The sequence below is a fragment of the Variovorax sp. GrIS 2.14 genome, from assembly GCF_046115955.1.
Lineage (GTDB): Bacteria > Pseudomonadota > Gammaproteobacteria > Burkholderiales > Burkholderiaceae_C > Variovorax.
In genome coordinates this window covers 1-25825 of sequence record NZ_JBJXIA010000014.1, presented here as the reverse complement: position 1 = coordinate 25825, position 25825 = coordinate 1, and the positions used below count along the sequence as shown (strand labels likewise).

30 protein-coding genes are annotated in these 25825 nt (G+C 63.8%); 17 read left to right on the top strand and 13 right to left on the bottom strand.

Features of this window, described 5'->3' with window-relative positions; all coding sequences use genetic code 11:
• The first annotated feature begins 9 nt into the window (after positions 1–9).
• The 4 genes from RCH10_RS20255 to RCH10_RS20240 all read left to right on the top strand — a co-directional run bounded on the left by RCH10_RS20255 (position 10) and on the right by RCH10_RS20240 (position 3479).
• Positions 10–555 carry a class I SAM-dependent methyltransferase gene (locus tag RCH10_RS20255; RefSeq protein WP_409053778.1) on the top strand — a complete coding sequence of 182 codons (546 nt, stop codon included), beginning with the start codon at positions 10–12 and terminating at the stop codon, positions 553–555.
• A gap of 40 nt (positions 556–595) precedes the next feature.
• Positions 596–1486 carry a 4-hydroxy-tetrahydrodipicolinate synthase gene (dapA, locus tag RCH10_RS20250; RefSeq protein WP_323496149.1) on the top strand — a complete coding sequence of 297 codons (891 nt, stop codon included), beginning with the start codon at positions 596–598 and terminating at the stop codon, positions 1484–1486.
• A gap of 119 nt (positions 1487–1605) precedes the next feature.
• The gene (gene bamC / locus RCH10_RS20245; protein ID WP_323496150.1) at positions 1606–2691 is read left to right on the top strand and encodes an outer membrane protein assembly factor BamC; all 1086 of its coding nucleotides are present in this window, start codon (positions 1606–1608) and stop codon (positions 2689–2691) included.
• Between the two features lie 11 nt (positions 2692–2702).
• Positions 2703–3479: an MBL fold metallo-hydrolase gene (locus RCH10_RS20240; RefSeq protein ID WP_409053777.1), complete on the top strand. Its 777-nt coding sequence runs from the start codon at positions 2703–2705 to the stop codon at positions 3477–3479.
• Between the two features lie 90 nt (positions 3480–3569).
• On the opposite strand, the gene RCH10_RS20235 is transcribed toward RCH10_RS20240, so the two are convergent.
• The 3 genes from RCH10_RS20235 to RCH10_RS20225 form a co-directional block, all read right to left on the bottom strand.
• Entirely contained in the window at positions 3570–3830 is a 261-nt protein-coding gene (locus tag RCH10_RS20235; RefSeq protein ID WP_409053776.1) for a hypothetical protein, read from the bottom strand.
• Between the two features lie 104 nt (positions 3831–3934).
• Positions 3935–4450 carry a hypothetical protein gene (locus RCH10_RS20230; protein WP_409053775.1) on the bottom strand — a complete coding sequence of 172 codons (516 nt, stop codon included), beginning with the start codon at positions 4448–4450 and terminating at the stop codon, positions 3935–3937.
• Positions 4440–5579, bottom strand: a complete 1140-nt coding sequence (locus RCH10_RS20225) for a JmjC domain-containing protein (protein WP_409053774.1) — start codon at positions 5577–5579, stop codon at positions 4440–4442. Before RCH10_RS20225 ends, RCH10_RS20230 begins: the two co-directional genes overlap by 11 nt.
• A gap of 14 nt (positions 5580–5593) precedes the next feature.
• Here RCH10_RS20225 and RCH10_RS20220 point away from each other — a divergent pair, with 14 nt between their 5' ends.
• Positions 5594–6118, top strand: coding sequence for a peptidylprolyl isomerase (locus RCH10_RS20220; RefSeq protein WP_409053773.1), 525 nt, complete (start codon positions 5594–5596; stop codon positions 6116–6118).
• Positions 6119–6190: 72 nt separating this feature from the next.
• Here the strand turns inward: RCH10_RS20220 and RCH10_RS20215 are convergent, their stop codons facing one another.
• From RCH10_RS20215 to coaBC, 4 genes are all read right to left on the bottom strand, one after another.
• Entirely contained in the window at positions 6191–6691 is a 501-nt protein-coding gene (locus tag RCH10_RS20215; RefSeq protein ID WP_409053772.1) for a glycine zipper 2TM domain-containing protein, read from the bottom strand.
• Between the two features lie 211 nt (positions 6692–6902).
• Complete coding sequence (dut, locus tag RCH10_RS20210; RefSeq protein WP_323496156.1) at positions 6903–7349, bottom strand: dUTP diphosphatase; 447 nt, start codon at positions 7347–7349, stop codon at positions 6903–6905.
• The gene (locus tag RCH10_RS20205) at positions 7346–7840 is read right to left on the bottom strand and encodes a hypothetical protein (protein ID WP_409053771.1); all 495 of its coding nucleotides are present in this window, start codon (positions 7838–7840) and stop codon (positions 7346–7348) included. The genes dut and RCH10_RS20205 overlap by 4 nt, the downstream gene beginning before the upstream one ends.
• Entirely contained in the window at positions 7837–9075 is a 1239-nt protein-coding gene (coaBC, locus tag RCH10_RS20200; RefSeq protein WP_409053770.1) for a bifunctional phosphopantothenoylcysteine decarboxylase/phosphopantothenate--cysteine ligase CoaBC, read from the bottom strand. Before coaBC ends, RCH10_RS20205 begins: the two co-directional genes overlap by 4 nt.
• A 91-nt stretch (positions 9076–9166) precedes the next feature.
• On the opposite strand from coaBC, the gene RCH10_RS20195 reads away from it, so the two are divergent.
• Genes RCH10_RS20195 through RCH10_RS20155 form a run of 9 tightly spaced genes read left to right on the top strand, consistent with a single transcriptional unit; the run spans position 9167 to position 16937 of the window.
• Positions 9167–10846 (top strand): CTP synthase, encoded by a 1680-nt coding sequence (locus tag RCH10_RS20195; RefSeq protein ID WP_187051397.1) that lies wholly within the window; start codon positions 9167–9169, stop codon positions 10844–10846.
• Between the two features lie 10 nt (positions 10847–10856).
• Complete coding sequence (gene kdsA, locus RCH10_RS20190) at positions 10857–11714, top strand: 3-deoxy-8-phosphooctulonate synthase (protein WP_323496159.1); 858 nt, start codon at positions 10857–10859, stop codon at positions 11712–11714.
• Positions 11711–11998, top strand: a complete 288-nt coding sequence (locus RCH10_RS20185; RefSeq protein ID WP_409053769.1) for a DUF1330 domain-containing protein — start codon at positions 11711–11713, stop codon at positions 11996–11998. Before kdsA ends, RCH10_RS20185 begins: the two co-directional genes overlap by 4 nt.
• A 19-nt stretch (positions 11999–12017) precedes the next feature.
• Positions 12018–12884 (top strand): FkbM family methyltransferase, encoded by an 867-nt coding sequence (locus RCH10_RS20180; RefSeq protein WP_409053768.1) that lies wholly within the window; start codon positions 12018–12020, stop codon positions 12882–12884.
• Positions 12885–12923: 39 nt separating this feature from the next.
• Positions 12924–14207, top strand: a complete 1284-nt coding sequence (gene eno, locus RCH10_RS20175) for a phosphopyruvate hydratase (protein WP_187051394.1) — start codon at positions 12924–12926, stop codon at positions 14205–14207.
• A gap of 27 nt (positions 14208–14234) precedes the next feature.
• Positions 14235–14510 (top strand): cell division protein FtsB, encoded by a 276-nt coding sequence (gene ftsB, locus RCH10_RS20170; protein WP_323496161.1) that lies wholly within the window; start codon positions 14235–14237, stop codon positions 14508–14510.
• Between the two features lie 35 nt (positions 14511–14545).
• Positions 14546–15187, top strand: a complete 642-nt coding sequence (pnuC, locus tag RCH10_RS20165; RefSeq protein WP_409053767.1) for a nicotinamide riboside transporter PnuC — start codon at positions 14546–14548, stop codon at positions 15185–15187.
• A complete protein-coding gene (locus RCH10_RS20160) occupies positions 15184–15933 on the top strand; it encodes an AAA family ATPase (RefSeq protein WP_409053766.1) in 750 nt (249 codons plus the stop codon). The genes pnuC and RCH10_RS20160 overlap by 4 nt, the downstream gene beginning before the upstream one ends.
• Entirely contained in the window at positions 15930–16937 is a 1008-nt protein-coding gene (locus RCH10_RS20155; RefSeq protein ID WP_409053765.1) for a hypothetical protein, read from the top strand. The genes RCH10_RS20160 and RCH10_RS20155 overlap by 4 nt, the downstream gene beginning before the upstream one ends.
• Positions 16938–16968: 31 nt before the next feature.
• Here the strand turns inward: RCH10_RS20155 and RCH10_RS20150 are convergent, their stop codons facing one another.
• Positions 16969–17967: an Hsp33 family molecular chaperone HslO gene (locus RCH10_RS20150; protein ID WP_409053764.1), complete on the bottom strand. Its 999-nt coding sequence runs from the start codon at positions 17965–17967 to the stop codon at positions 16969–16971.
• A 22-nt stretch (positions 17968–17989) separates the two neighbouring features.
• Entirely contained in the window at positions 17990–18514 is a 525-nt protein-coding gene (locus RCH10_RS20145; RefSeq protein WP_323496166.1) for a gamma carbonic anhydrase family protein, read from the bottom strand.
• A 37-nt stretch (positions 18515–18551) separates the two neighbouring features.
• On the opposite strand from RCH10_RS20145, the gene RCH10_RS20140 reads away from it, so the two are divergent.
• Positions 18552–19382: a ferritin-like domain-containing protein gene (locus RCH10_RS20140; RefSeq protein WP_409053763.1), complete on the top strand. Its 831-nt coding sequence runs from the start codon at positions 18552–18554 to the stop codon at positions 19380–19382.
• A 30-nt stretch (positions 19383–19412) separates the two neighbouring features.
• On the opposite strand, the gene RCH10_RS20135 is transcribed toward RCH10_RS20140, so the two are convergent.
• From RCH10_RS20135 to queG, 4 genes are all read right to left on the bottom strand, one after another.
• A complete protein-coding gene (locus tag RCH10_RS20135; protein WP_409053762.1) occupies positions 19413–20426 on the bottom strand; it encodes a Bug family tripartite tricarboxylate transporter substrate binding protein in 1014 nt (337 codons plus the stop codon).
• Between the two features lie 33 nt (positions 20427–20459).
• Positions 20460–21377: a site-specific tyrosine recombinase XerD gene (gene xerD / locus RCH10_RS20130; RefSeq protein ID WP_409053761.1), complete on the bottom strand. Its 918-nt coding sequence runs from the start codon at positions 21375–21377 to the stop codon at positions 20460–20462.
• Positions 21378–21412: 35 nt separating this feature from the next.
• Entirely contained in the window at positions 21413–22408 is a 996-nt protein-coding gene (locus tag RCH10_RS20125; protein ID WP_409053760.1) for a tripartite tricarboxylate transporter substrate binding protein BugE, read from the bottom strand.
• A 110-nt stretch (positions 22409–22518) separates the two neighbouring features.
• On the bottom strand, positions 22519–23565 hold the full coding sequence (queG, locus tag RCH10_RS20120; RefSeq protein ID WP_323496285.1) for a tRNA epoxyqueuosine(34) reductase QueG: 1047 nt from the start codon (positions 23563–23565) through the stop codon (positions 22519–22521).
• 42 nt (positions 23566–23607) lie between these two features.
• On the opposite strand from queG, the gene tsaE reads away from it, so the two are divergent.
• Positions 23608–24177 (top strand): tRNA (adenosine(37)-N6)-threonylcarbamoyltransferase complex ATPase subunit type 1 TsaE, encoded by a 570-nt coding sequence (tsaE, locus tag RCH10_RS20115; RefSeq protein ID WP_409053759.1) that lies wholly within the window; start codon positions 23608–23610, stop codon positions 24175–24177.
• Positions 24174–25712: an N-acetylmuramoyl-L-alanine amidase gene (locus RCH10_RS20110; protein WP_323501892.1), complete on the top strand. Its 1539-nt coding sequence runs from the start codon at positions 24174–24176 to the stop codon at positions 25710–25712. The genes tsaE and RCH10_RS20110 overlap by 4 nt, the downstream gene beginning before the upstream one ends.
• Positions 25713–25825 lie beyond the last annotated feature (113 nt).

The window sequence follows — 25825 nt, the reverse complement described above, 5'->3', positions numbered from 1 at the left end:
GATAGCGCGATGTCACAGCCGTCCGCGTGGATCGTGCGTTGGTCGCACCTTGTCCCTGCAGGCGGCCGCGTGTTGGACGTGGCATGCGGCGCGGGCCGGCATCTGCGGTGGTTTGCGGATCGCGGCCATGCAGTGACAGGCGTGGACCGCGCACCCGACGCCGTCGCATCGGCAGCACGCTGGGGCCGCGCCCTGCAGGCAGACATCGAAGCCGGACCGTGGCCCTTCGCCGGAGAAAACTTCGACGTGGTCGTCGTCACCAACTACCTCTGGCGACCCCGGCTGCCCGACATCGTTGCGGCTGTCGCTCCCGGCGGCGTGCTTCTGTACGAGACCTTCGCGGCCGGCAACGAAACGATCGGCAAGCCGTCGCGGCCCGACTTTTTGCTGCAGCCGGGCGAACTGATCGCGGCCTGCGCCGGACTGCGCGTCGTGGCCTACGAGCATGGCTACGAGTCGACGCCGCCGCGATTTGTTCAACGCATCGCGGCCGTGCGGCTGGACGGGTCGGGAATCCCACTACGGCACCTGCTCGGGGAACCGGCTAGGCCTTAAGTAGAATGCCGGTTTTCGTCCAACCGACAAAGAGAGCCCCTTGGAGCAACTGACAGGCAGCATCGTCGCGCTCGTTACGCCGATGCACGACGACGGCAGTGTCGATTACCCCGCACTGCGTCGCATCATCGACTGGCACATCGACGAAGGCACGGATTGCCTCGGCGTGGTCGGCACCACCGGCGAATCGCCGACGGTCGACGTCGAAGAGCACTGCGAAATCATTCGTGTATCGGTCGAGCAAGCCAAAGGCCGCGTGCCTGTCATGGCTGGCTGCGGCGCCAATTCGACCAAAGAAGCCATCGAGCTCGCCAAGTTCGCCCGAGGCGTTGGCGCCGATTCGCAACTGCAGGTCGTTCCTTACTACAACAAGCCGACACAAGAAGGCCAGTACCGGCATTTCAGGGCCATCGCCGAAGCCGTCGGCGATTTGCCCGTTGTGCTCTACAACGTACCTGGCCGCTCCGTCGCCGATATGGCGCACGACACCGTGCTTCGGCTCGCTCAGGTGCCGGGCATCATCGGCATCAAGGAAGCCACCGGCAACATCGAGCGCGCCCAGTGGCTGATTCGCGATCTGCCAAAAAGCTTTGCCGTGTATTCCGGCGACGACCCGACCGCAGTGGCACTCATGCTGTGCGGCGGTCAAGGCAACATCAGCGTCACTGCCAACCTGGCACCGCGCAAGATGCACGAGCTTTGCGTGGCGGCGATCGCCGGCGACGTCAAGCGTGCGATGCAGCTGCAATTCGAGCTGATGCCGCTGCATCGCAACCTGTTCGTCGAGCCCAATCCGATTCCTGTGAAGTGGGCGATGGCGCGACTCGGTTTGTGTGGTGGCGCGCTGCGTCTGCCGCTGACCGAGCTCGACGAGGCCAGTCGCCCGGCAGTCGAAAGCGCATTGCGCGCGACCGGCCTGCTCAAGGACTGAATTCATCTTTACTCCCGCAGATCGAAGTCGCCGGCAACCTTTTGGCCGGAACCTGCTCTGAAGCTGTGGTCGCTGCGACCCATCGATTTGATCGAAACATTCCAACAAGGAAGACCACGTTGAAGAACTTTTTTACGCGCTTTGCACTGCTGGCCCTGGTGGCCAGTCTCGCGGCCTGCTCCGTGCTCGAAAGCGACAAGATCGACTACAAGAGCGCCGGCAAGGCGCCCAGCCTCTCGGTGCCGCCCGACCTGTCACAGCTCTCGCGCGAAAACCGCTACGCGGTTCCAGGCGGCGCGGTTTCTGCCAACTCGTATCAGACCGGCATGGCCAACGCACCGGGCCTGCCGACTTCGGTCAACGCCATCGGCGACGTGCGCATGGAGCGCTCGGGCACGCAGCGCTGGATCGTAGTCAACCGCACGCCTGAACAGCTTTGGGACCCGGTCAAGGACTTCTGGCAGGAGAGCGGATTTTTGCTGACCACTGAGCAGCGCAACGTCGGCATCATGGAAACCGACTGGGCAGAAAACCGCGCCAAGCTGCCGCAGGACATCATCCGTGGCGCCCTCGGCAAGCTGGTCGATTCGGTCTACTCGACCGGCGAACTCGATCGCTTCCGCACGCGCCTGGAGCGCACCCCCACCGGCACCGAAATCTTTGTCTCGCACCGCGGCATGGTCGAGGTCTATAACAACCAGCGCCAGGACCAGACTGTGTGGCAGACACGCCCGGTCGATCCTGAACTCGAAACCGAATTCCTGCGACGCCTGATGGTGAAGCTCGGTGTGACACAAGAGCAATCGAAGCTGCTCGCCGCGACGGCTGCGCCGGCACAAACCGCACGCATCGTGTCGGTCGCGGGTCAACCGACGGTCCAGATCAACGAAGGCTTCGAGCGCGCATGGCGTCGTGTCGGCCTGGCGCTCGATCGCACCGGCTTCACCGTGGAAGACCGGGATCGCAGCGCCGGTATCTACTTCGTGCGCTACGTGCCACCGAACGCCAACAAAGAACCCGGCTTCTTCGCAAAGATCATTACTTTCGGCCAGGCAGGCAAGGCCGACGCACCGCTCAAGTTCCGCATTCTGGTCAAGGGCCAGGGCGAAGCCAGCACGGTGTCGGTCATGAACGACGCCGGTGCGCCTGAAACCTCGGCGAATGCGCAACGCATCGTTCAGGTTATTGCCGACGATTTGAAGTAAGGCGCGAGGCGATGCTGCGTTTCCGCAGTCTCGGCAGCGGGAGCACCGGCAACGCCACGCTGGTCGAGGCGACCAGTGCGGGGCGGACCTCTCGTCTGCTCGTCGACTGCGGCTTTGCGCTGAGGCACCTCGACGCACGGCTGGCCCGCGCCGGTCTCGCTGCTGCCGACATCGACGGCGTGTTCATCACGCACGAGCATGGCGACCATATCGGTTGCGCTCATGCATTGTCGCGGCGCAACCGCATCCCCGTCTGGATGAGCGAAGGCACATGGCTCGCCACCGGCGCGCGCGATTTCGAAGGTCGCCTGCACTTCGCGCTGGATGGCAACGACATCGCGATCGGCGAGATCCATGTGCAGCCGTTCACCGTGCCGCACGATGCCAAGGAACCGCTCCAATTGCGCTGCAGCGATGGCGCCCGGCACCTTGGCGTGCTGACTGATCTGGGCCATGCAACGCCGCATGTGATGCAGCGGCTCATCGGTCTGCATGCAATGCTGCTCGAGTTCAATCACGACAGCGACTTGCTGGCGGGCTCGGCCTATCCGCCGTTTCTGAAGCATCGCGTGGGCGGCAACTACGGCCACCTTTCGAACGCCGCAGCGGCCGCCATCGCACGCGCTGTTCATCACGATGGCTTGCGTCATGTCTTGGCGGCGCATCTGAGCGAGCAGAACAACCGGCCCGACATCGTGCGACGTGTGCTGGCCGAAGCGCTCGGCGCCCAAGAGCACGAGATGCTCACGGCGACTGCGGTTGAGGGCAGTGGCTGGCTCGACGTCTGACGGAGCGGCTACGCCCCTTCAACCATAAAAAAAGCCGCCTTCGAAGGCGGCTTTTTTATTCAGGCGGCAACGTGGTGCCACATGAATGCATCACTTAGGTGCGGCAGGATCAGTCGGCTTGGTTGGATCGGCGGGCGTCATCGTGGACGTGTCCGCAGGTGCCGAAGCAGCCGGTGCAGGTGTCGCGGTCGCGTCGGGTGCCGGCGTCGCCGCAGGTGCCGCAGGTGCCGCAGGTGGGGTCACCACGACCGGTGCGGGGATCACGACTACGGGAGCAGCATCTTCTTTTTTACTGCAGGCGGTGAGAGCGGCGGCGGCCATCAAGGCGGCGATCAGAACTGACTTATTCATGAGATTCCTTTTTTTAAAGCGACGATGGAAGCAATTGTCTAAGATAAAATTCTAGTGCCGCAACCTTTCGAAAAGATGTCGATGCACCAATTCAGGCCATTGCCTTACAGGCCCAGCGCCGATGCCGGAAAGCCGGGCCTGCCCTGACGTAAACATTCGTCCAAAAGTTCTCTTAAGCCGCCGCGTCGCTCGCGATCCCGACCGCACACTCCCCGCCCCTTGTCGATGTCGATACGTTGCAGAAACCACGTCGGCGTCCAGATGGCACTGGGTACCGCCGGCGCGCCCGCCGCATTGCAAATACGGCATTCGATGATGTGGCTCCAGGTCTGGCGCCATTGCACAAAACGCGCGTGATGGCGCGCGAACACGTCGAAGTTTTTGGCAAGTACCACGCAGCTTCGGCCGGAAGCCGACCACGCCTGTAGCGCCGCGACGGTCGATCGATCGCCCAGTGGCCAATCGCTGAAATCGGGATCGCTCAACACGATCTCACGCCAGCCCTGCGCGGCCGCGGCGTCGAGCGCAAGACGCAGGCTGGACTCGAAGGCTTCGCGGCCGTCGAAGGCGCCCTCAGGCAACGGAGGCAACTTAGGCGAATCAGCCAGATCAGCTGGCATGCAACCACCCCGCTTCGCACCAGTCGCCGAGGAGCGCCAAGGCATCGTCACTGGCACGCGCCAGGTCTCTGGTTTCGAGCGTGCGTCGATCGGCCAGCCGACGCATCAAGGTCGCGTCGCGGCCACCTGCGCGGAAGCTCTCGCCGTTGATGTAGAGATGCCGCGCGTCGTAAAGCATGCGCGTGCGACGGTCGAGCGCCACCGATTGCATATCGCTCGGCACCGCACCCGCGTCGAACCACACGTTGGCCTTCGGCTCGGTCATCGATTCGCCGAGCGCGCGGTCGATGGCGTCGACATCGAGAAGTGCGCGTTGCACTGCCGCGCGCGCAAAAGCCTGAAGCGCGGCAGGCACGGCAGCAGGCGTATCGACTGCAGACTGCGACGGATCGCGATAGTGGATTTGCGAGTGGGCCGGCGCGTCTTCCAGTTCGTCGGCGCTGGCCTCGGCGATGCGCGCCAGCAGGTCGGCACCGAGGCCAGCCGCAGCAGGCGCCCTGAGGCCGATCGAGTAGGTCATGCAATCGCCGCCAACCGCCACGCCATCGTGCGCATAGCGCGGCGGCAGATACAGCATGTCGCCGGCGTCCAGCACGAACGTTGTCTCGGGCTCGAAGTTCTGCAGGATCTTGAGCGGCACGTTTTCTTGCAGCGAGAGATCGCGCTGGCGTCCTATCGACCAGCGCCGCTGGCCGCTCGCCTGCAGCAAAAACACGTCGTAACTGTCGAAATGCGCGCCGACGCCACCGGTGTCGCTGGCATAGCTGATCATCAAGTCGTCGAGCCTCGCATCGGGCAGGAAACGGAACGACTGCATCAACTCATGAGCAGCGTCGCGGTGCAGGTCGACGCCTTGCACCAGGAGCGTCCAGCCCGGCTGCGCGCGCGGAGGCAGACTGCGTTTGCCGAAGGGACCGTGGCGCAGTTTCCAACCACCGGCCGCATGCCGAATGAGGCGCGATTCGACGTCGTCCTGGCTCGCCAGCGCAAAGAGCGCATCGCGATCGACCGGGGGATGAAAGCCGGGAATGGCCTGGCGCACGAGCAGCGGCTTCTTCTGCCAGTGGCGTCGCATGAATTGCTGCGCGGTGAGTCCGCCGAGCAGCGGCAAGGGTTGTGTTGTCTCCATGGGAGAATTCTGCAATGGAAATCTCTGAACAATGTGTGGTCGGGCTTACCTGGACCATGAAAGACACGCTGGGTGAAGTGCTCGACGTGCTCGACGATCCGGTGGAGTTTTTGGTGGGTGGCGACGATCTGTTCGACGCCATCGAGCAGGCGCTGCAGGGCCATGAGCCCGGCGCCAAGGTGCAACTTCAGCTGGAGCCTGAACAGGCTTTCGGCGACTTCAACGACCAGCTTCTTTTTCTGGAGCCGCGTGCGCTGTTCCCCAAGGAAATCGAAGAAGGCATGACCTTCGACGGCGCCGCCCTGCCGGCGGGCGTGAGCGATGGGATTCCGAAGGCTGCGATCTACGTCGTCACCGAGGTGTATCCGGAGCATGTGGTGCTAGACGGCAACCACCCCCTTGCCGGCATCGCGCTCAGGCTCGACATCTCCGTGCGATCGGTGCGCGAGGCGACGGAAGACGAGGTCGGCCGAGGTACGGCCGGCACAAGCTTTTTCAAGCTGTCTCCCACGGCGCCAGGCAGCGACTTGCTGCACTGACGAATCTTCATCCGCAAAAAAGCCGGGCATGCCCGGCTTTTTCGATTCGCCAGTGGCGAAAGGCGTTCTGAATCAGTAGCGCGATATCTGCCCATTGTCGATGCGCACGCGGTCGCCGATACGCAGGTCGCCCGGACTGCTCACATCGAAAGCACGGTAGCCGCCATTTTCGGTCTGGACCGACACGCGGTAGCTTTCGTAAGCACGCGGGCCATTGTTATTGGCCTCTATGCCGTTGCCCAGCAGGGCGCCGCCAACGACGCCCAGGACCGTTGCTGCAGTGCGCCCATTACCGCGCCCGATCTGGTTGCCCAGGACACCACCTACGACACCACCGGCTACTGCACCGCCGCCACTGGTCCCGGTGCCACTGGTCTGGCTGCGCAGCACTTCGATGTTGGCAACACGGCCGTACTCTACGTAAGGCGCTGGCACTGCCGCATAGGGCTGCGGCGGCGCTTGGTACGGATAGCGATTGGTCTGGTAGACCGGCGCAGGTGCTACGCAAGCAGTGAGCGTGGCCAATGCAAGCACCGAAGCACCCACCGACAGGAAACGTAAATTGGTTTTCATGGTCTGACTCCTCAAAAACGCGCTGTGGCGCGACAACTTGACAGATATTCAACGCGTCAGCGACGTACCGCGCTGACCTCCGAATACATCTTGAAACTTCAGAGCGCACAACGCGACCGCGGTTCCAGTCTTTACGTGTGAGCGCGCGAAGCGCGGTCTCGCAGGACCGCGCCTACACCCGCGCCGCAGCCCACTAAACGTCAGCTGGCGGTCAGTGCTTGCCCGTCGAGCCGTAACCACCTACACCTCGCTGCGTTGCAGTGAAGTCGGCGACGACGTTGAATTGCGCCTGTATCACCGGCACGATCACCAGCTGCGCCAGGCGCTCCATCGGCTGCAATACGAACGGTGTTTCGCTTCGGTTCCAGGCGCTGATTTTCAGCTCACCCTGGTAGTCGCTGTCGATCAAGCCGACAAGGTTGCCGAGCACGATGCCATGTTTGTGACCGAGCCCGGAGCGCGGAAGAATCAGCGCCGCGTAACCCGCGTCGGCCAAGTGGATAGCAATGCCCGTCCCGACAAGTTGCCAGGCGTTGGGTTCCAGCGTGATGGGCTCATCGAGGCAGGCCCGAAGGTCGAGTCCCGCACTGCCGGGCGTGGCGTAAGTGGGCAGCGCATCGGCCATGCGCGAATCGAGAATGCGAACATCGACCTTCACTTGCTGTTCCCCTGTTGCTGGCTTTGCTTGCCCGCCTGCTGCTGCTTGAGCGCCGCGTCCTGCAGCATCTTTTGCCACTGCGCCGCGTTCTGCGGCAGCTTGAGACCACGCAGCTTGAAGGCGATCCAGAGGGCGCCTGCAAGCAGCGCCAACAGCAACGGGATCGGCACGCCTGCCTGCCACATCAGCAACAACGCGAAGAAGCCGACAGCGCTCGCGATCTTGGCCACCATCGCGCCGGTTGGCGATGTGCCGACGCCAGCCGGCACATCGGCGTTCGATGACATGCGCCGCTGCGCTGCCGCGGCGGCCGTCGCTGCGGCGCTTCCCGCCGCCCCGGCGCCATGCGGCTCGGAGTGCGGCGTCATGCCGACATCGAGCCCGTGCTCGCCCTCCTGGTGTTGCCGCTTGGGCAGGGCGGATTGGGCCGTGAGCCGCTCCACATAGCTCGCGAAGTCGCCATTCGGCGGCGTGTTCCATTCAGGATTCATGGTGCACTCCAGCCCGGCAGGCGCGCGGCTATTTCAGTCACGAGCTCACGCGCCAACGCGAGCTTGGGTGCGCGCGGCAGTTCGCGCAGGCCATTGGCGTCGACCAGCAGCAAGGCGTTGTCGTCTTGCCCAAAAGTCAACGGTCCGATATTGCCGACCAGCAGTGGAATGCCCTTGCGCTCCCGCTTGGCCTTGGCATGTTCCACCAGGTTCTCGCTTTCGGCCGCAAAGCCGACGCAAAACAACTTGCCGCTTTGCGCTCTTGCGCTCTGTGCAACGGTCAGCAGGATGTCGGTGTTCTCGACGAAATGCAGCACCGGCGGCTGGCCGGAGCCGTCCTTCTTGATCTTGTGCGCGCTGTGGGCTGCAGGGCGCCAATCGGCCACTGCGGCGGTCGCGATGAATACCGTGGCACGCGGTGCCGCCATCAAGGTTGCATCCAGCATTTCAGCAGCCGAAGTGACGTCGATGCGGGCGACGCCACGCGGCGTCGGCAAGTGGACCGGGCCTGCCACAAGCGTGACCTCCGCCCCGGCGTCGCGTGCCGCACGGGCAATGGAGAAACCCATCTTCCCGGACGAATGGTTGGTGATGCCGCGGATGGGGTCGAGCGCTTCGAAAGTCGGCCCGGCCGTCACCAGTACATGCTGACCCGCAAGCAACTTCGGCTGGAAGAATGCGGTGACGTCGTCGAGCAATTGCGCCGACTCCAGCATGCGGCCATCACCGGTTTCGCCGCATGCCTGCCAGCCGCTGCCCACGCCGAGCACATGCGCGCCGTCGGCTGCCACCTGCATCAGGTTGCGCTGCGTGGCCGGATGCGACCACATCTCCCGATTCATGGCGGGCGCCAGAAGCAAGGGAACGCGCTCGGCCGGGCGCGCGAGGCACAGCAAGCTCAGCAGTTCGTCCGAGCGGCCTTGCACCAGCCGCGCGATGAAATCGGCGCTGGCCGGCGCCAGCACGATGGCGTCGGCCTCGCGGCTCAGGTTGATGTGCGGCATGGCGTTGGGCTCGCGAGCGTCCCACTGCGAGCCGTAAACCGGGCGCCCCGACAGCGCCTGCATCGTGACCGGCGTAATGAACTGCTCCGCGGCCTCGGTCATGACGACCTGCACCGTGGCGCCGGCCTTGATGAAAAGACGACAGAGTTCGGCCGACTTATAGCAGGCGATACCCCCCGTGAGCCCAAGGAGGATGTGCTTGCCGGAGAGATCTTGCGTAACGTGCTGCATAGGGTGCATCGGGGAAGTTTAAGTGGCTGCTCAAGTGGTCGCACCTATAATTCCGATTTCCCACTGCCCGGGCGCAAAGCCCGGTAATGGCATGACCAAATTTGTCTTCGTCACTGGTGGTGTGGTGTCTTCCCTCGGCAAGGGAATCGCCTCCGCCTCGCTCGCCGCGATTCTCGAATCGCGGGGTCTTAAAGTCACCCTCATCAAGCTCGATCCGTACATCAATGTCGACCCCGGCACGATGTCGCCTTTTCAGCATGGCGAAGTGTTCGTTACCGACGACGGGGCCGAAACCGACCTCGACCTCGGCCACTACGAGCGCTTCATCAACACGCGGATGCGCAAGGCCAATAACTTCACCACGGGCCAGATCTACAAGAGCGTGCTTGAAAAAGAACGCCGCGGCGACTATCTCGGCAAAACGGTGCAGGTGATCCCGCACATCACCAACGAAATCCAGGAATACGTGAAACGCGGCGCCGGCATCGGCACCGCCCATGAAGTCGACGTGGCCATCGTCGAAATCGGCGGCACCGTGGGAGACATCGAATCGCTGCCGTTTCTCGAAGCGGTGCGCCAGATGAGTCTGCGCATGGGTCCGAACAACACAGCCTTCGTTCATCTGTCGTATGTGCCGTGGATCGCCGCGGCCGGCGAACTCAAGACCAAGCCGACGCAGCACACCGCCAAGGAACTGCGCGCCATCGGCATCCAGGCCGACGCGCTCATTTGCCGCGCCGACCGGCCCATTCCCAACGACGAGCGCGCCAAGATCTCGCTGTTCTCCAACGTCGCCGAGTGGGGTGTCATTTCGATGTGGGACGTCGACACCATCTACAAGGTGCCGCGCATGCTGCACGAACAAGGGCTGGACGGCCTGATCTGCGACAAGCTGCGCCTGAATACGCCGCCTGCCAAGCTCAAACGTTGGGACGATCTGGTCTATGAAGTCGAGCATCCGCAGCACGAAGTGACCATTGCCATGGTGGGCAAATACGTTGAACTGTCCGACAGCTATAAATCGCTCAACGAAGCGCTGCGGCATGCCGGCATGAAGAACCATGCGCGCGTGAAGATCGACTACATCGATTCCGAAACCATCACGCCGCAAGACGTCGCCCGCCTCGCCAAATACGATGCCATCCTGGTGCCAGGCGGTTTCGGTCAACGCGGCGTCGAGGGCAAGATTTCAGCGGCCCGCTTCGCCCGCGAAACCAAGGTGCCGTACCTCGGCATCTGCCTCGGCATGCAGGTTGCGACCATCGAATACGCACGCAACGTCGCCGGCCTCAAAAACGCCAACAGCACCGAGTTCGATCCCGGTACGCCCTGCCCCGTCATCGCGCTCATCACCGAGTGGAAAGACACTGACGGTACCGTCAAGACGCGCGATGAAAAATCCGATCTCGGCGGCACGATGCGGCTGGGCGCGCAAAGCTCCGACGTCGCACCGAACACACTGGCCCACAGCATCTACGGCGACGTCGTCACCGAGCGCCACCGGCACCGCTACGAAGCCAACGTCAACTTCCTGGACGACCTGCGCCGCGCCGGGCTGGTGATTTCTGCGTTGACGCAACGCGAACACCTGACCGAAATTGTGGAGTTGCCGCAAGACGTGCATCCCTGGTTCATCGGCGTGCAATTTCATCCCGAGTTCAAATCGACGCCGTGGGGCGGCCATCCGCTGTTCAACGCGTTCATCAAAGCAGCGCTGGAACATCAGGCAGCGGGCCAGGGAACCAAGCCGCTGATGAAGGTCGTCGCATGAAAGTGCAGTCATGAAGCTTTGCGGATTCGACATCGGACTCGACAAGCCGTTCTTTCTCATCGCGGGTCCGTGCGTGATCGAGTCGGAACAGCTGCAGATGGACACCGCCGGGACGCTGAAGGAAATCACGCAGGCGCTCGGTATTCCGTTCATTTTCAAGAGCAGCTTCGACAAGGCCAACCGTTCGTCGGGCACCACCTTTCGCGGCCCGGGGCGTGACAAGGGGCTGGAAATTCTGGCCAAGGTCAGGCGCGACCTCGGCGTGCCGGTGCTGACCGACGTGCACACCAACGAAGACATCGTAGAAGCGGCCAAGGTGGTCGACGTGTTGCAGACGCCCGCCTTCCTGTGCCGCCAGACCGACTTCATCCGTGCAGTCGCCCAGTCGGGCAAGCCGGTGAACATCAAGAAGGGTCAGTTCCTCGCGCCGCACGACATGAAGAACGTCATCGACAAGGCGCGCGCCGCGGCCAAAGAAATCGGTCTCGACGAAGACAGCTTCATGGCTTGCGAACGCGGCGCCAGTTTCGGCTACAACAATCTGGTGTCGGACATGCGATCGCTGGCGATCATGCGCGAGACCCTGGCGCCTGTGGTGTTCGACGCCACGCACTCGGTACAGTTGCCGGGTGGCCAGGGCACGAGCTCGGGCGGCCAGCGCGAGATGGTCCCGGTGCTGGCGCGTGCGGCCATTGCGGTCGGCGTTGCCGGCGTGTTCATGGAAACGCACCCCGACCCGGCCAAGGCGCTGAGCGATGGTCCCAATGCGGTGCCTTTGAAGCACATGAAAGCGCTGCTCGAGACGCTGCTGGCGCTCGATGCGGTCACCAAGAAAAACGGCTATCTGGAAGACAGGTTTCAAGCATGAGTGGTTACGTCATTGCACACGTCGAAGTCACGAACCCGACGCAATACGAAGAGTATAAAAAGTGGTCGAGCGCCGCCATGCAGGCGAGCGGTGCCGAGGTGTGCATTCGCGGTGGTCAGATCGCGATACTCGAAGGCGACTGGGCACCGACCCGCGTGGTGCTGCTGAAGTTTCCGACTTTCGAGCAAGCCAAAGCTTTCTACGACACGCCTGAATATCTGAAGGCCCGTGAAGCCCGCGCCGGTGCTGCGGTGATGCGCATGATCGCGGTCGAAGGTCTCTGATCGGGCACCGGGGTAAAGCATGAGCATCTACGAACTGACAGACGCACGGCACGGCCGGTTCGTCTACAACACCAACGACAAATTCGTCGGTCGCAGCCTCGCCATTTACGGCGAGTGGTCCGAAGCAGAAATCAGTTTGTTCCGGCAGATCGTCCGAAAAGGCGACACGGTGATCGAGGCCGGCGCCAACATCGGCACGCACACGGTGTTTTTGTCGCGTGCCGTGGGCGCGTCCGGCAAAGTACTGGCATTCGAGGCCTCGCGCCACACGCACCAGTTGCTGTGCGCGAACATGGCGCTCAACGAATGCCTGAATGTGCACGCGATTCAAAAAGCCATCGGTGGCGCCAACGGCAGTGCCTTGTTCCCGTTGATGGATCCGTCGCAGCCCGGCAATTTCGGCGAGGCCTCGTTGCGCGGCGCATCGACTGCAGCTTCCACCGAGAGCGTCGACATGCAATCGATCGATGCGTTAGCGCTGCAGCGGCTGGACTTCATCAAGGCCGACATCGAAGGCCATGAGCTGGCCTTGCTCGAAGGCGCCATCGACACCTTGCGCCGCCTGCGGCCGATCGTCTATCTCGAGATCGACTGCGCCAACGGCAAGCCCACAGGCAACCGCGACGAGCTGGTCGGTTTTCTGGAACCGCTGGGATACGCGGCGTTTTACTACATTGCACCGATGTTCAATCCTGCCAACTTCCGCGGCGTCGCCGAAGACGTCTTGGGAGCGGTATCGCTCGACCTGGTGTGCGTGCCCGTCGAGCAGGCATCCATGCAGGGACTGACACAGGCCCGAGCCGGCGACGATGCAATCAGCATCGCGCCGGGCCGGCTCAACTTCAACGCTTCGACTTGGGACAATGCCCGATTCGCACGACTCTGACACCGCAAACCTTTTCAACTTCATCCTTCAATAAAAATCATGAGTGCAATCGTTGACATCGTCGGCCGCGAAATTCTCGACAGCCGCGGCAATCCCACAGTCGAATGCGACGTGCTGCTGGAAAGCGGCACCATGGGTCGTGCGGCCGTGCCGTCGGGTGCGTCGACCGGCTCGCGCGAAGCGATCGAACTGCGCGACAACGACAAGGCTCGTTACGGCGGCAAGGGCGTGTTGAAAGCGGTAGAAAACATCAACACCGAAATCTCCGAAGCCGTGCTCGGTCTCGACGCCACCGAGCAGGCCTTTCTCGACCGCACGCTGAACGACCTGGACGGCACCGACAACAAGGCACGCCTGGGCGCCAACGCCACGTTGGCCGTGTCGATGGCCGTGGCCCGCGCTGCTGCCGAAGAATCGGGCTTGCCGCTGTACCGCTACTTCGGCGGCATGGGCGGCATGCAATTGCCCGTGCCGATGATGAACGTCATCAACGGTGGGGCGCACGCCAACAACAGCCTGGACATCCAGGAGTTCATGATCATTCCGGTCGGCGCCAAGAGCTTCCGCGAAGCGGTCCGCTATGGTGCCGAAACCTTTCACGCGTTGAAAAAGATCCTGAGCGACCGCGGCATCAGCACGGCTGTCGGCGACGAAGGCGGCTTCGCACCGAGCGTCGCGAGTCATGAAGAAGCCATCCTGCTCATCCTCGAAGCGATAGACAAGGCGGGCTATGTGGCCGGCGAACAAATCGCGCTCGGCCTGGACTGCGCTGCCAGCGAGTTCTACAAAGATGGCAAGTACGTCCTCGGCGCAGAGAACCTCACGCTGTCGCCCGAAAACTGGACCGACATGCTTGCGACCTGGGTCGACAAATACCCGATCATCAGCATCGAAGACGGCATGCACGAAGGCGACTGGGATGGCTGGAAGCACCTGACCGAACGTCTCGGCAAACGCGTGCAACTGGTGGGCGACGATTTGTTCGTCACCAACACCAAGATCCTTCAAGAAGGCATCGACAAGGGCATCGCCAATTCGATTCTGATCAAGATCAATCAGATCGGCACGCTGACCGAGACCTTCGCCGCCATCGAAATGGCAAAACGCGCTGGCTACACCGCCGTCATTTCGCACCGTTCGGGCGAGACCGAAGACTCGACCATCGCCGATATCGCGGTCGGCACCAACGCCGGCCAGATCAAGACGGGTTCGCTGTCGCGCTCCGACCGCACCGCCAAGTACAACCAGCTGCTGCGCATCGAAGAAGACCTGGGCGACGTTGCCAGCTACCCCGGCCGCGCCGCGTTCTACAACCTGAAGTAAACGGCCAGGAACCGGGTGCCCGAAGGCATGCGCTCACGCATTGTTCCCATCGTGTTGGTCTTGCTGCTCGCCGTTCTTCAGTGGCAGCTGTGGACCGGTCGCGGGAGCGTGCGCGACGTGGCGCAGCTGCGCGACAAGCTCATGACGCAGCAAGAGGCCAACGCGCGTGCGTCATTGGCCAACGAGAGGCTGTCTTCCGAGGTCAACGACCTGAAGGAAGGCCTCGAAATGGTCGAAGAGCGTGCCCGCGCCGAGCTCGGCATGGTGAAGCCGAACGAGGTGTTCGTGCAGATGACGCACTGACACTCGGCCCTGCCCGCGGAACCACCAAACCACCGATGCCGGAGTTCTTCTCGGCCCCCGCCTTCGTGTTGTGGGGCGCACCGACCAGTTGGCTCGAAGTGGTCGCCGCGGCCATAGCGCTGGTCATGGTCGGCTGCAACATGCGCGAGATCCACTGGGGCTGGCCGCTCGCCATCGTGAGCTCGTTGCTCTACGTCTTCGTCTTTGCCGAAGCACGCATCTACGGCGACGCTACGCTGCAGATCTTTTTCGCCATCGTCGCGCTCTGGGGCTGGTTTCAATGGCTGCGTGGGCACCGGGCCGACGGCATCGAGCTGCACGTAAGCCGCCTCACGATGCGCGGCGCGTTGTGGTCGCTGGTCGCCTGCGCAGTCGCGTGGCCGCTCGTCGCACTTTTTCTGATTCGATTCACCGACACCGACGTGCCCTGGTTCGACGGATTCGCGACCGGACTCAGCCTGGTCGGGCAGTTCCTGCTCGGCCGCAAGTTCATCGAAAACTGGATCGTCTGGCTGGCCGTCAACGTGGTCAGTATCGGCCTGTTCATCCACAAGGGCCTGTGGCTCACGGTCGGCCTCTACGCGGTCTTCGCGGTGCTCAGCATCGCCGGCTACTTCGCATGGCGCCATCGATTGCGCCCAACCGCAGCCGCGGCATCGGCGCTGGAACACGCATGACTCCTTCGTTGCCCATCGGCTGCGTGATCGCCGTGCTCGGTGCCGAAAGCACCGGCAAGACCGAGCTGGCGCACGCCCTTGCCCAACGACTCAACGATCGCGGCATCGCGACCACGCTGGTCGGCGAATACCTGCGCGAGTGGTGCGACCGCGAAGGTCGCACGCCACGGCCCGACGAGCAGGCCGCCATCGGCGACGAGCAGACGCGCCGCATTGACGACGCTGCCTCACGCAGCGTCGTCGTGACCGACACCACGGCCGTGATGACCGCGGTGTACAGCGACATGCTGTTCGACGACGCTTCGCTCTTTGCATCGGCATTGGCGGCACAACGCCGCTGCGCGATCACCTTGCTCACCGCACTTGATCTGCCGTGGGTGGCCGATGGCCTGCAACGGGACGGCCCCCATGTTCGCGAGCCGGTGGACACACGCGTGCGTGCGGCGCTGGCCGGTGCAAATCTGCCGTACACCGTCGTGCATGGTCGCGGAGCCGAACGGATCGCGAATGCCTGGAACGCGATCAATTCGGTCGCGGAGCGTGCAGGCGACGAAGGCAGAGATGGTCGCAACGTACGCGGCGGCAGCAGCGAAGCTCGCGGCCGCCCCACGGCATCGACCTGGACGTGGCCGTGCGAAAAATGCTCCGATCCAGCTTGCGAGCATCGGTTGTTCACGGATCTGCTGGCGGAGCGGGCGGCGCCTTTGCCGACGCCAGTCTCGACTTCTATTCCGAAGGCTCGATGACACGCACCGGACGCCACCGCTTGATCGGCGCATGCGCTGCGGCCGCCGTGATGACGCTGACGTGTTTGCTCGCCGGCATGGCACGGCCAGCATTCGCTGCCGGCAACCTGATCGCAATCGACGTCGAGAACAACCTGACGCCGACCACCTGCGCAGAGGAAGACAACGTCTCCCTGAAGCTGAGCGGCACCGACGTTGCGCGCTTTGCCGTCGAAGCGCTGCCGCCACCGTATCTCGCATCGCTGCAAGCCGATCGTTCTGCGTCCGACCTTTCAGGATGCAGCTTCAACGGCGGCGTGCACCCGACCGATCCGCGCCATGCATCCAAAGCCGCGACCCGCGTGCTGTTCGATGGCGCGCAGTGGCGCATCGTCGGCATCACGCAGTCGAGCTTCTGGCGGTCTCAGAGCGTGCCGGTGACACTCGGGTCGCGCACCTTTCGCGGTATCCACCTGCTGCAGGTGTTCAAGAAAGTCGACGGCAGGCCGCGCGAAGTGGCTGTGATGTATCCATCCGATGGCAATTGGCGGATCAAGCCGTTGCCGGAGGCGCGCTTCGGCGACGGCGCGTACGGTTCGTCGATGCTCATCGGGCCGATCGAGACTCATCAGCGGCCGGTGGTCGATATCTCGTCGATCGTCGTCACCACATTGCCTCTGTCGTTGCATCTGAAGTTCAAGGCGGGCGGCTCCGCAACGGTCACCCTCGGCGAGGTCAGCACGCTCCGCACCGCGCTCGACGTGAGACTGTCGCCCCTCACATCGCTCACTTCATCGAGGCGCGACCGTCGGCCGTTCGCCATGCTGCGCTCGATGTATGTCGCGCCCGACAACGCCGACGTGAGCGAAGTGACATGGAGGGCACCGGGGGACACATCGCCGCGTACCGAAGCACTGCCGAACGTAACCGCGCTTCAGGCCAGGCAAGTGCGCTTCGGCCGAAGCGTGCCGTCGCGCCACAACAGCAGCGCACCTGACCTGCGCTTCAGCAACTTCAGAAACTGAAGCGCCCTTTGCAGCACACCGCGAGAGCGACCTACTGCACCACCGAGCTGGCCGGCAACTGATCCCCCGGCTCCCGAAAAATCTGCGCTGCATCGACCGCATCGAAGCGATATTGCTTGCCGCAAAAGTCGCATCCCACCTCGATGTCGCCGCGCTCGGCCAGGATGCTGTCGGCCTCTTCGACGCCGAGGCTGCGGATCATGTTGGCCACCCGCTCGCGCCCGCAGGTGCACGCGAAGTGCGGGCCGAGCAAGCCGGCCTGCGGCTCGAAGCGCAACAGCTTCTCTTCCCAGAACAGGCGGCGCAGGATGGTGTCGATATCGAGCGTCAGCAACTCATCGCGCGTCAGACTCGACGCGAGAATCGAGATGCGGTTGTAGTCTTCGTTCAAACCGATCTGGTCTTCATTGGTCTGGTCGTGGTCACGCTGCGACGTTCCCTCCAGATTGCCCTCCCCCTTCACCGGCAAGCGCTGGATCAACAGGCCTGCCGCCACCTTGTCGTCGGCCGCCAGCACCAGCGTGGTGTCGAGCTGTTCGCTCTGCAGCATGTAGTGCTGCAACACGTCGCTCAGCTTGTCGAGCTTTTCGTACTGATCTCCGAAGAGCGGCACCACGCCCTGATACGGCTGCTGTCCCGGTACGCGGCTCTTGGGGTCGAGCGTGATGGCGCAGCGGCCTTTGTTGGTGACGTTGACCATGTCGGGCAAGCGCGCGTCGGCGGCCAGCTCGCCCACCACCTTGGCGGTGGCGCGCAGGCTCAGGTCGGGCATGACCTCGGCCACCGCGATCTTGACCGGCCCGTCACCGAAGATTTGCAGGATCAACGCGCCGTTGAACTTGATGTTCGACTGCATCAAGGTCGCCGCCGCAGTCATTTCACCGAGCAACTCCGCCGCGGGTGGCGGATAGGCGCCGGTCGCGCTGTTGCCGGCCCGTCGCGCCAGGATTTCCTGCCATGAATCGGTCAGGCGGACGATCATGCCGCGCACCGGCATGCCGTCGAACAGGAACTTGTGCAACTCGCTCAAAACGCTCTTCTTTCCGCCGCCCTCAGGCGATCTTCTTGAGGCCCTTCGCATAGCGACGGGCGTTGTCTACATAGTGCTCGGCACTTTGGCGGAGCTTGGCGGCAGCCGCATCGTCGAGCGTACGAACTACCTTGGCCGGCGAACCGATGATGAGCGAGTTGTCCGGAAATTCCTTGCCCTCGGTCACCACGCTGCCGGCACCAACGATCGAGTTGCGGCCGATCTTCGCGTTATTCAAGATCACCGCCTGGATGCCGATCAGCGAGTTGTCTCCGATGGTGCAGCCATGCAGCATGACCTGATGACCGATCGTCACGTTGTCGCCGATCGTCGTGGGCGAACCATGGTCGCTGTGCACCACCGACAGATCCTGCACGTTGCTGTTGCGCCCGATGGTCAGCGTCTCGTTGTCGCCACGCAGCACCGCGCCGAACCAGATGCTGGCATCTTCACCCAGCACCACCTTGCCGATCACCTCGGCACTGTCGGCCACCCAGGCACCAGGTGCCAGTTTCGGCGCTTCGCCGTCGAGTTCATAGAGGGCCATCGCGGGTCTCCAGGGGTCAAAAACTAGAATTGTAGGGATGCACATCCGATCGACCGCGCTGGCCGCGCTGCGCCTTGCCGACCCTAAGCAAAAGGTGGCGGCGACGCGCGCGCTGGCAGCGCTTGTCGCGGGCAACCCGGAATCGCTTTCACTCGATTTCGATCGCAGCATGACGAATGCGGAAACCGGCGTTCCGGGCCGGCCCGACCGCCCGCTTCGCGTTTCCGCGATGGATGTTGGAAGACGCTCGCCCTTCACCACCGAAGGACGCGCTGCGCTCATCCACTCGATCTGCCATATCGAGTTCAACGCGATCAACCTCGCGCTCGATGCCGTGTGGCGCTTCGACGGCATGCCCGAGGCCTACTACCGCGACTGGCTGCGCGTGGCCGATGAAGAGGCGCAGCACTTCACGCTGCTGCATGCGCATTTGCAGACGATGGGCTGGCGCTATGGCGACTTCACCGGCCACGACGGCCTCTGGGCGATGTGCGAGAAAACGAAGGACGACGTTGTCGGGCGCATGGCGCTGGTACCGCGAACGCTCGAGGCACGCGGGCTCGACGCGACCCCGCTGATCCAGGCCAAGTTGCGCAGAGTGAATACCCCCGATGCGCTCGGCGCGATCGCCATCCTCGACATCATCCTGCGCGACGAAGTCGGCCATGTCGCCATCGGCAACCACTGGTACCGGTGGCTGTGCGAGCGTGACGGCCTCGACCCGATCGCGCATTACCGCGTGCTTTATCGCAAGCACGAGGCACCGCGGCTTCGAGCGCCGTTCAACCTCGAAGCGCGAGCGCTCGCCGGCTTCACAGACGAAGAGCTGAAGGCGCTCGATGAGCCCGATGCGCTGGCACGAAGCTGATGCGCTGCAGCGCCCCGGGCGACCGGTGCGTCAGTCGGCCTTGATCGCCGCCGCCCGGATGATCCGACCATCGGCTTCGTACTCCGCCGCGATGGCGTCGGCAAAGTCCGATGCGCTGCCACCCGTCGGCACATTGCCCGTGCCGACGAGCCTGGCGCGCACGTCGGGGCTGGCAAGCGCCTTGTTGATCTCGATGTTGTAGCGCGTCACCAGCAAGTCGGGCGTGCCGGCGGGTGCGAAGAAGCCGAAGCGCGATGACATGTTCGCCGCTGGGAAACCCAGTTCGGCCAGCGTCGGTATTTGCGGCAGCGACTCCAGCCGCGCGGGCGCGCCGACCGCCAAGGGCCGCAGCTTGCCCGACTGGATAAAAGGCGTCATCAAAGGCCCCGCGTTGATCGACAGCACCTCGAATTGCCCGCTGATGGCGTCGTTGATCTGCTGGCCACCGCCCTTGTACGGAACGTGCGTCACGTCGAACTTGCCGTCGGCGCGAAGCTGCTCCAGCATGATGTGGCCAAGCGATGCCTGGCCTGACGTGGCCCAGCGCACGGCGCCCGGCCGGGCCCGCGCGTCTTCGAGCAAAGTCTGGAAATTCCGCGTCGCGGTCGCGGAGGTTGCCAGCAGCACCACCGGCGAGATCATCACGCTGGCCACGGCGATCACGTCCTTGCGTGGGTCGTAGGGCACCTTGCCGAGATGCGGGCTCAGCACCAGTGGGCTGATGGCCGAAAAGCCAAGCGTGGCGCCATCGGGCACCGCCTTGGCGACGGCGTCCATGCCGATGGTGCCGCTCGCGCCGGCCCGGTTCTCGACGATCACGGCGCAGCCGAGTTGCACTGCGAGCTTGTCGGCCAGTGCGCGCGCCACGACATCGCCGACGCCGCCAGCCGGATAGGCGACCACGATGCGCAGCGTGCGCGGCAACACCTGAGCGTGGGCATTGCCGGCGCCAAGACTGGCGAGAAGCATCGCAACTGCCCCGACGCCGAGCACGTGCCTGCGCGAGAGGTGGATCTGCGAGTTCGAGTCGCTTTGCGCCTTCATACTGAAACTTTCATCGTTCTGAAGTCGTGTCAATCAGCCGCGTGGATGGTGCTGCCCGTGCAATTGCTTCAGGCGCTCGCGAGCCACGTGCGTGTAGATCGTGGTGGTCGAGATGTCCGCATGACCGAGCAGCAGTTGCACCGCCCTCAGGTCCGCGCCGTGGTTGAGCAGGTGGGTGGCAAATGCATGACGTAACGTGTGCGGCGACAGCGGCACATGTATGCCGGCGGCGGTCGCCTGCTTCTTGACGATGATCCAGAACATCACGCGCGTCATCCCGGCACCGCGCGCCGTCACGAACAGGTCCGGCGTCTGTTGCCCGTCGAGGATCGCAGGCCGCGACTCTTTCAGATACCGCTCGATCCAGCGGCGCGCTTCTCCGCCGAACGGCACCAGCCGCTCCTTGTTGCCCTTGCCGAGCACCCGCAGCACGCCGTCGTTCAGGCTCATGTCGATCGCCTTCAGCGTCACCAACTCGCTCACCCGCAGGCCGCTGGCGTACATCAATTCGAGCATGGCGCGATCGCGCAGGCCGAGCGGCGTGTCGACATCGGGCGCACCGAGCAGGTCGTCGACCTGCTTTTCGGAAAGCGTCTTGGGCACGCGCATGGCCTGCCGCGCCGGCACCAGTCGCAGCGTCGGGTCGGCGGCGATGCGACGTTCGCGCAAGGCCCAGCGGTAGTAGCGCTTGAAGACCGTCAGGCGACGATTGGCGGACGTCGCCTTGCCTTTGTCGGCCAGCTTGGCTCCCATGTAGGCCTGCAGATCGTGCTCCTGCACGGTGTCGAGTGCGTTGCTGCGCGTGGCGAGCCAGCGCGCGAACAACTCGAGATCCTGCCGGTAAGCCGCGAGCGTGTTCTTGGCGAGCCCGTGCTCCAGCCAGAGCGCATCGATGAACTCGTCGATCTCGGGCGTATCGACGTCAGGGGTTTCTTCTTGCAGCGCTGTCATGGCCTGCAAGATAACAAACCGCGCGCTGCGTTCGATCAATCGAGCGTGAGCTTCTGCTTGATCACGACCTGCTTGTAGACCTCGAACTCGGCCTTGATCTGCGCGGCGAACTGTTCGGGCGTGTTCGCGACGATGAGCGAGCCAGTGTCTTCGATGCGCTTTCGCACCACCGGATCCTCGACCGACTTTTTCACCGCAGCCGCCACCTTGTCGACCACTTCTTTCGGCAGGTTCTTCGGGCCGAGGATGCCGTAGTACGCCATGCGGTTGACCGGCTCCAGCCCGACCTCCTTGAAGGTCGGAACGTTCGGCAAGTCCTTCAACCGCTGCGGCGCCGACACCACGATCGGCACCAGCTGGCCGCTCTTGATGAAGGGCAATGCTGAAGGAATGTTATCGAACATGATCGCCACCTGGCCCGCCACCACGTCGTTCAGCGCCGGGCCGGCGCCGCGGTAAGGGATGTGCGTGACGAAGGTATTCGTCAAGCTCTTGTACAGCTCCATCAGCAGATGCCCGATGCCGCCGGTGCCCGACGATGCATACGAATACTTGCCTGGATTCTTCTTGAGCTCGGCCACGAATTCGGCGTAGTTCTTTGCCGGGAACTTCGGGTTGACCGCGATGATGTTGGGCGTCGCGGCGATGTTGGTGATCGGCGTGAAGTCGTTGATCGGGTCGTACGGCGTCTTGGGGTTGATCGCCGGGTTGGCCGCCGTGCTCGACACGGTGGCGACGCCCAGTTTGTAGCCGTCGGGCGCCGCGCGTGCGGTTTCGGCTGCACCCACGATGCCGCCGCCGCCCGCGCGGTTGATGACGATCACCGGCTGACCCAATGCCTTGCCCAGCGGCTCGGAGATCACGCGCGCCACGATGTCGGTCGTGCCACCGGGTGCGAACGGCACGCTCAACTCGATCGGCTTGGTCGGGTAGCCCTGCGCTGAGGCGGGCGAAGCGAGCACGGCGGCGAGCACGGCAAGCCCGGTGACTTCAGCGAGACGGACAAAAGTGCTCAATGGGCGGCGTGGCATCAGCGAACTCCTGGTAGTCGTCAACAAAACGATCGAACGAAACGGGAAGCCGAAATGCTACCGGCATGCCGGCGCCCACAGTGCTGTGGAATACCCCTCAAACACGGGATTCAGACGAAAGGTGCGCTTTGCGCCAACGCCCACTCGACGTGCTCGCGCACCAGCGCACTCGGGTGCAATGCACGCGTCGCGAGCGCGGCCGCGGCCCGCGTATCGCCCGCACGCAGGGCGTTGCCCAAACCGACCGCCACGTTGCGCAGCCAGCGCTCATGGCCGATACGGCGAATAGGGCTGCCTTCGGTAAAGCGGAGAAACGCTTCTTCCGTCCACGCGAAGAGTTCGGCGAGATGCTGTCCGCTCAAGCCGTCGCGTTCATCGAAGTCGGGCAGCGCACTTTTCTTCGCGAACTTGTTCCATGGGCAGATCAGCTGGCAATCGTCGCAGCCGTAGATGCGGTTGCCGATGGCCGCGCGCAGTTCGACCGGAATCGGGCCCGCATGCTCGATCGTCAGATACGAGATGCAGCGCCGCGCGTCGAGCCGATGCGGCGCGATGATCGCCTGCGTCGGGCAGATGTCGATGCAGGCGCTGCAACTGCCGCAATGCGCGGTAACGGGTTCGCTCGGCGGCAGCGCGATGTCGACGTAGATCTCGCCGAGAAAAAACATCGAGCCCGCATCGCGGTCGAGCACCAGCGTGTGCTTGCCGCGCCAGCCCTGGCCGCTGCGTGAAGCCAGCTCGGCCTCGAGCACCGGCGCTGAATCGGTGAAGACGCGGTGCCCGAAAGGTCCCAGCGTTTCGGCGATGCGGTCGGCCAGTTTCTGCAGGCGTGAGCGAAGCACTTTGTGATAGTCCCTGCCCCTTGCGTAGACCGAGACAATGCCTTCGCCGGTCCGTTCGAGCCGTTCGAATTCGATGCCCTGCCAGCCTTCCGGCGTCGCCCGGGGCAAGTAGTCCATGCGCGCGGTGATCACGCTCACCGTGCCGGGCACCAACTCCGCAGGCCGCGCCCGACGCAATCCGTGCGCGGCCATGTAGGCCATTTCGCCGTGAAAGCCGTTGTGAAGCCAGTGCCCGAGTCCGGCCTCGGCATCGGCGAGGTCGATGCCCGCAATACCGATTTGGGAGAATCCCAACTCACGCGCCCACTCTTGTATGCGCGCCACGACATCCAGCGTCACCAAATCACGAGCCACGAGTTGAGTACCGACCACACGCCGATTGTAGAAACGCCCTTGCAGGCGGCACCGTTGCCATCGCTGGCAACGGAACTGCCAGCGGTGCTGCAATGGCACACCGAGGCCGATACCGACGCCTTTGCGCGCTGCATGGCCACGGCACCAATGTTGCGGGATGCCTTCATCGCGCTGCATGGCGAGCTCGGCGCGGGCAAGACGACCTTCGTCCGGCACCTGCTGCGTGCGCTCGGCATCGAAGGCCGCATCAAGAGCCCGACCTACGCCGTCGTCGAGCCGCACGAAGCACCCGATGGGCTGTCGATCTATCACTTCGACTTCTACCGTTTCAACGACCCTCGCGAATGGGACGATGCCGGATTCAGAGACATCTTCGCGGGCCCCGGACTGAAGCTCGCCGAATGGCCCGACAACGCTGCAGGCCGCATTCCGGTTGCAGACCTCGCTCTTAAAATGGAAGCAATGACAGACGACTCACGTACCGTGACACTGCTCGCGGGCACGGCCCGCGGTTTCGCCTTGTTGGCGCATCTCGACAGCGCCAGGCCAAACTCAGGACCCATCGCCGCATGAAGCGCCGCGATCTTCTTCAAGGCGGCACCCTGGCCCTGCTGCTCGGCGTGCAGCAAATCGCACGTGGGGCGACCATCGTGGCGGTGCGCGTCTGGCCCGCCGCCGACTACACCCGCGTCACGATCGAATCCGATGCGCGCCTGCAAACGCAGCAGCTCACCGTGGGCAGCCCGCCGCGGCTGGCGGTCGACATCACCGGCATCGAGCTCAATCCGCAACTGCGCGAGCTGGTCGGCAAGATCAAGCCGGGTGATCCGTACATCAACGGTTTGCGCGTCGGGCAGTTCGCTCCCAACGTCGTGCGCATCGTGTTCGACCTGAAGCAGGCGGTGATCCCCCAGGTGTTTTCGCTGGCGCCGGTGGCGGCCTATCGCGACCGGCTGGTGCTCGACCTGCATCCCCAGGAGCCGCTCGACCCGATGGAAGCGCTGATTGCCGAGCGCCTGCGCGACGCGCCTTCTTCCACTGCCAAGGGCGATGCCGATACCAACGTCGCCGGTTTCTCGCCGCATGAGCCATCGCGTTTTCCGCCGCATTTGCCGACTGCACCCGGCGCGCCGGTGCCGCCGGCGCCTGTAAGGCCCGGCACGGCCGCGGTCGATCCGCTCGGCGAACTCATGGCTCAGCAAGCCGGGCGACCTGGGCCTGCCGTCTCTGCGCCGCCGGCCGCGCCCGGTCGCTCTCCGGGCGCGCCATCGCCCCTGCCGCCCACGCTACCGCCCTTGGTCGGCTCGATCCCGCTCAAACCAGTGCCCGCAGCGCCGCCATCGGTGGTCGCGCGCAGCGGCACAGCCACTGCCAACCGCACCGACCGCCTCATCATCGTCGCCCTCGATCCGGGGCACGGCGGCGAAGATCCGGGCGCCACCGGACCGGCCGGCACGCGCGAAAAAGATATCGTGCTGCAGGTCGCTTTCAAGCTGCGCGACCGCATTAACGCCAGCAGCGTCAACGGCAATCCGATGCGCGCGTTTTTGACGCGCGATGCCGACTTCTTCGTGCCCCTAGGCACGCGCGTTCAGAAGGCGCGTCGTGTTCAGGCCGACCTGTTCGTGAGCATTCATGCCGACGCGTTCACGACGCCGGCAGCCCGCGGAGCCAGTGTGTTTGCACTGAGCCAGCATGGCGCATCCAGCAGCGCGGCGCGCTACATGGCCAACAAGGAAAACGAATCCGACAAGGTCGGCGGCATCAACGTCGGCGACCATGAGATCCAGGTTCAACGCGCCTTGCTCGACATGAGTACGACGGCGCAGATCAACGACAGCCTGAAGCTCGGCAGCGCGATGCTGGGCGAGATCAAGAACGTCGGTGCGCGGCTGCATAAGGGCGAAGTCGAACAGGCAGGCTTCGCGGTGCTGAAGGCGCCGGATATCCCGAGCGTGCTGGTCGAAACCGCCTTCATCAGCAACCCTGAAGAAGAAGCGAACCTCCGCAGCGTTGCATACCAGGACAGCTTGGCGGAGGCCCTGATGCGCGGCATTCAGCGCTACTTCGCGCAAAACCCGCCGTTGGCACGCAGCCGGCAGCTGTAATTTTTCGCACAGTCAGCGCTAGGGATGGTCTGCACAACCCGTCGCGAGGCGAAGTTCGGACACGAGTTGATGTCGATATGAAACGATTGACGCATGCGTGCCGAGTTTTGCGC

Bases quoted from the DNA above. Each gene is read 5' to 3' on its own strand.
- RCH10_RS20255 (WP_409053778.1), top strand. From the start codon at position 10: ATGTCACAGCCGTCCGCGTGGATCGTGCGTTGGTCGCACCTTGTCCCT.
- RCH10_RS20240 (WP_409053777.1), top strand. From the start codon at position 2,703: ATGCTGCGTTTCCGCAGTCTCGGCAGCGGGAGCACCGGCAACGCCACG.
- RCH10_RS20235 (WP_409053776.1), bottom strand. From the start codon at position 3,830: ATGAATAAGTCAGTTCTGATCGCCGCCTTGATGGCCGCCGCCGCTCTC.
- RCH10_RS20230 (WP_409053775.1), bottom strand. From the start codon at position 4,450: ATGCCAGCTGATCTGGCTGATTCGCCTAAGTTGCCTCCGTTGCCTGAG.
- RCH10_RS20225 (WP_409053774.1), bottom strand. From the start codon at position 5,579: ATGGAGACAACACAACCCTTGCCGCTGCTCGGCGGACTCACCGCGCAG.
- RCH10_RS20220 (WP_409053773.1), top strand. From the start codon at position 5,594: ATGGAAATCTCTGAACAATGTGTGGTCGGGCTTACCTGGACCATGAAA.
- RCH10_RS20215 (WP_409053772.1), bottom strand. From the start codon at position 6,691: ATGAAAACCAATTTACGTTTCCTGTCGGTGGGTGCTTCGGTGCTTGCA.
- RCH10_RS20205 (WP_409053771.1), bottom strand. From the start codon at position 7,840: ATGAATCCTGAATGGAACACGCCGCCGAATGGCGACTTCGCGAGCTAT.
- coaBC (WP_409053770.1), bottom strand. From the start codon at position 9,075: ATGCAGCACGTTACGCAAGATCTCTCCGGCAAGCACATCCTCCTTGGG.
- RCH10_RS20195 (WP_187051397.1), top strand. From the start codon at position 9,167: ATGACCAAATTTGTCTTCGTCACTGGTGGTGTGGTGTCTTCCCTCGGC.
- kdsA (WP_323496159.1), top strand. From the start codon at position 10,857: ATGAAGCTTTGCGGATTCGACATCGGACTCGACAAGCCGTTCTTTCTC.
- RCH10_RS20185 (WP_409053769.1), top strand. From the start codon at position 11,711: ATGAGTGGTTACGTCATTGCACACGTCGAAGTCACGAACCCGACGCAA.
- RCH10_RS20180 (WP_409053768.1), top strand. From the start codon at position 12,018: ATGAGCATCTACGAACTGACAGACGCACGGCACGGCCGGTTCGTCTAC.
- eno (WP_187051394.1), top strand. From the start codon at position 12,924: ATGAGTGCAATCGTTGACATCGTCGGCCGCGAAATTCTCGACAGCCGC.
- ftsB (WP_323496161.1), top strand. From the start codon at position 14,235: ATGCGCTCACGCATTGTTCCCATCGTGTTGGTCTTGCTGCTCGCCGTT.
- pnuC (WP_409053767.1), top strand. From the start codon at position 14,546: ATGCCGGAGTTCTTCTCGGCCCCCGCCTTCGTGTTGTGGGGCGCACCG.
- RCH10_RS20160 (WP_409053766.1), top strand. From the start codon at position 15,184: ATGACTCCTTCGTTGCCCATCGGCTGCGTGATCGCCGTGCTCGGTGCC.
- RCH10_RS20155 (WP_409053765.1), top strand. From the start codon at position 15,930: ATGACACGCACCGGACGCCACCGCTTGATCGGCGCATGCGCTGCGGCC.
- RCH10_RS20145 (WP_323496166.1), bottom strand. From the start codon at position 18,514: ATGGCCCTCTATGAACTCGACGGCGAAGCGCCGAAACTGGCACCTGGT.
- RCH10_RS20140 (WP_409053763.1), top strand. From the start codon at position 18,552: ATGCACATCCGATCGACCGCGCTGGCCGCGCTGCGCCTTGCCGACCCT.
- RCH10_RS20135 (WP_409053762.1), bottom strand. From the start codon at position 20,426: ATGAAGGCGCAAAGCGACTCGAACTCGCAGATCCACCTCTCGCGCAGG.
- xerD (WP_409053761.1), bottom strand. From the start codon at position 21,377: ATGACAGCGCTGCAAGAAGAAACCCCTGACGTCGATACGCCCGAGATC.
- RCH10_RS20125 (WP_409053760.1), bottom strand. From the start codon at position 22,408: ATGCCACGCCGCCCATTGAGCACTTTTGTCCGTCTCGCTGAAGTCACC.
- RCH10_RS20110 (WP_323501892.1), top strand. From the start codon at position 24,174: ATGAAGCGCCGCGATCTTCTTCAAGGCGGCACCCTGGCCCTGCTGCTC.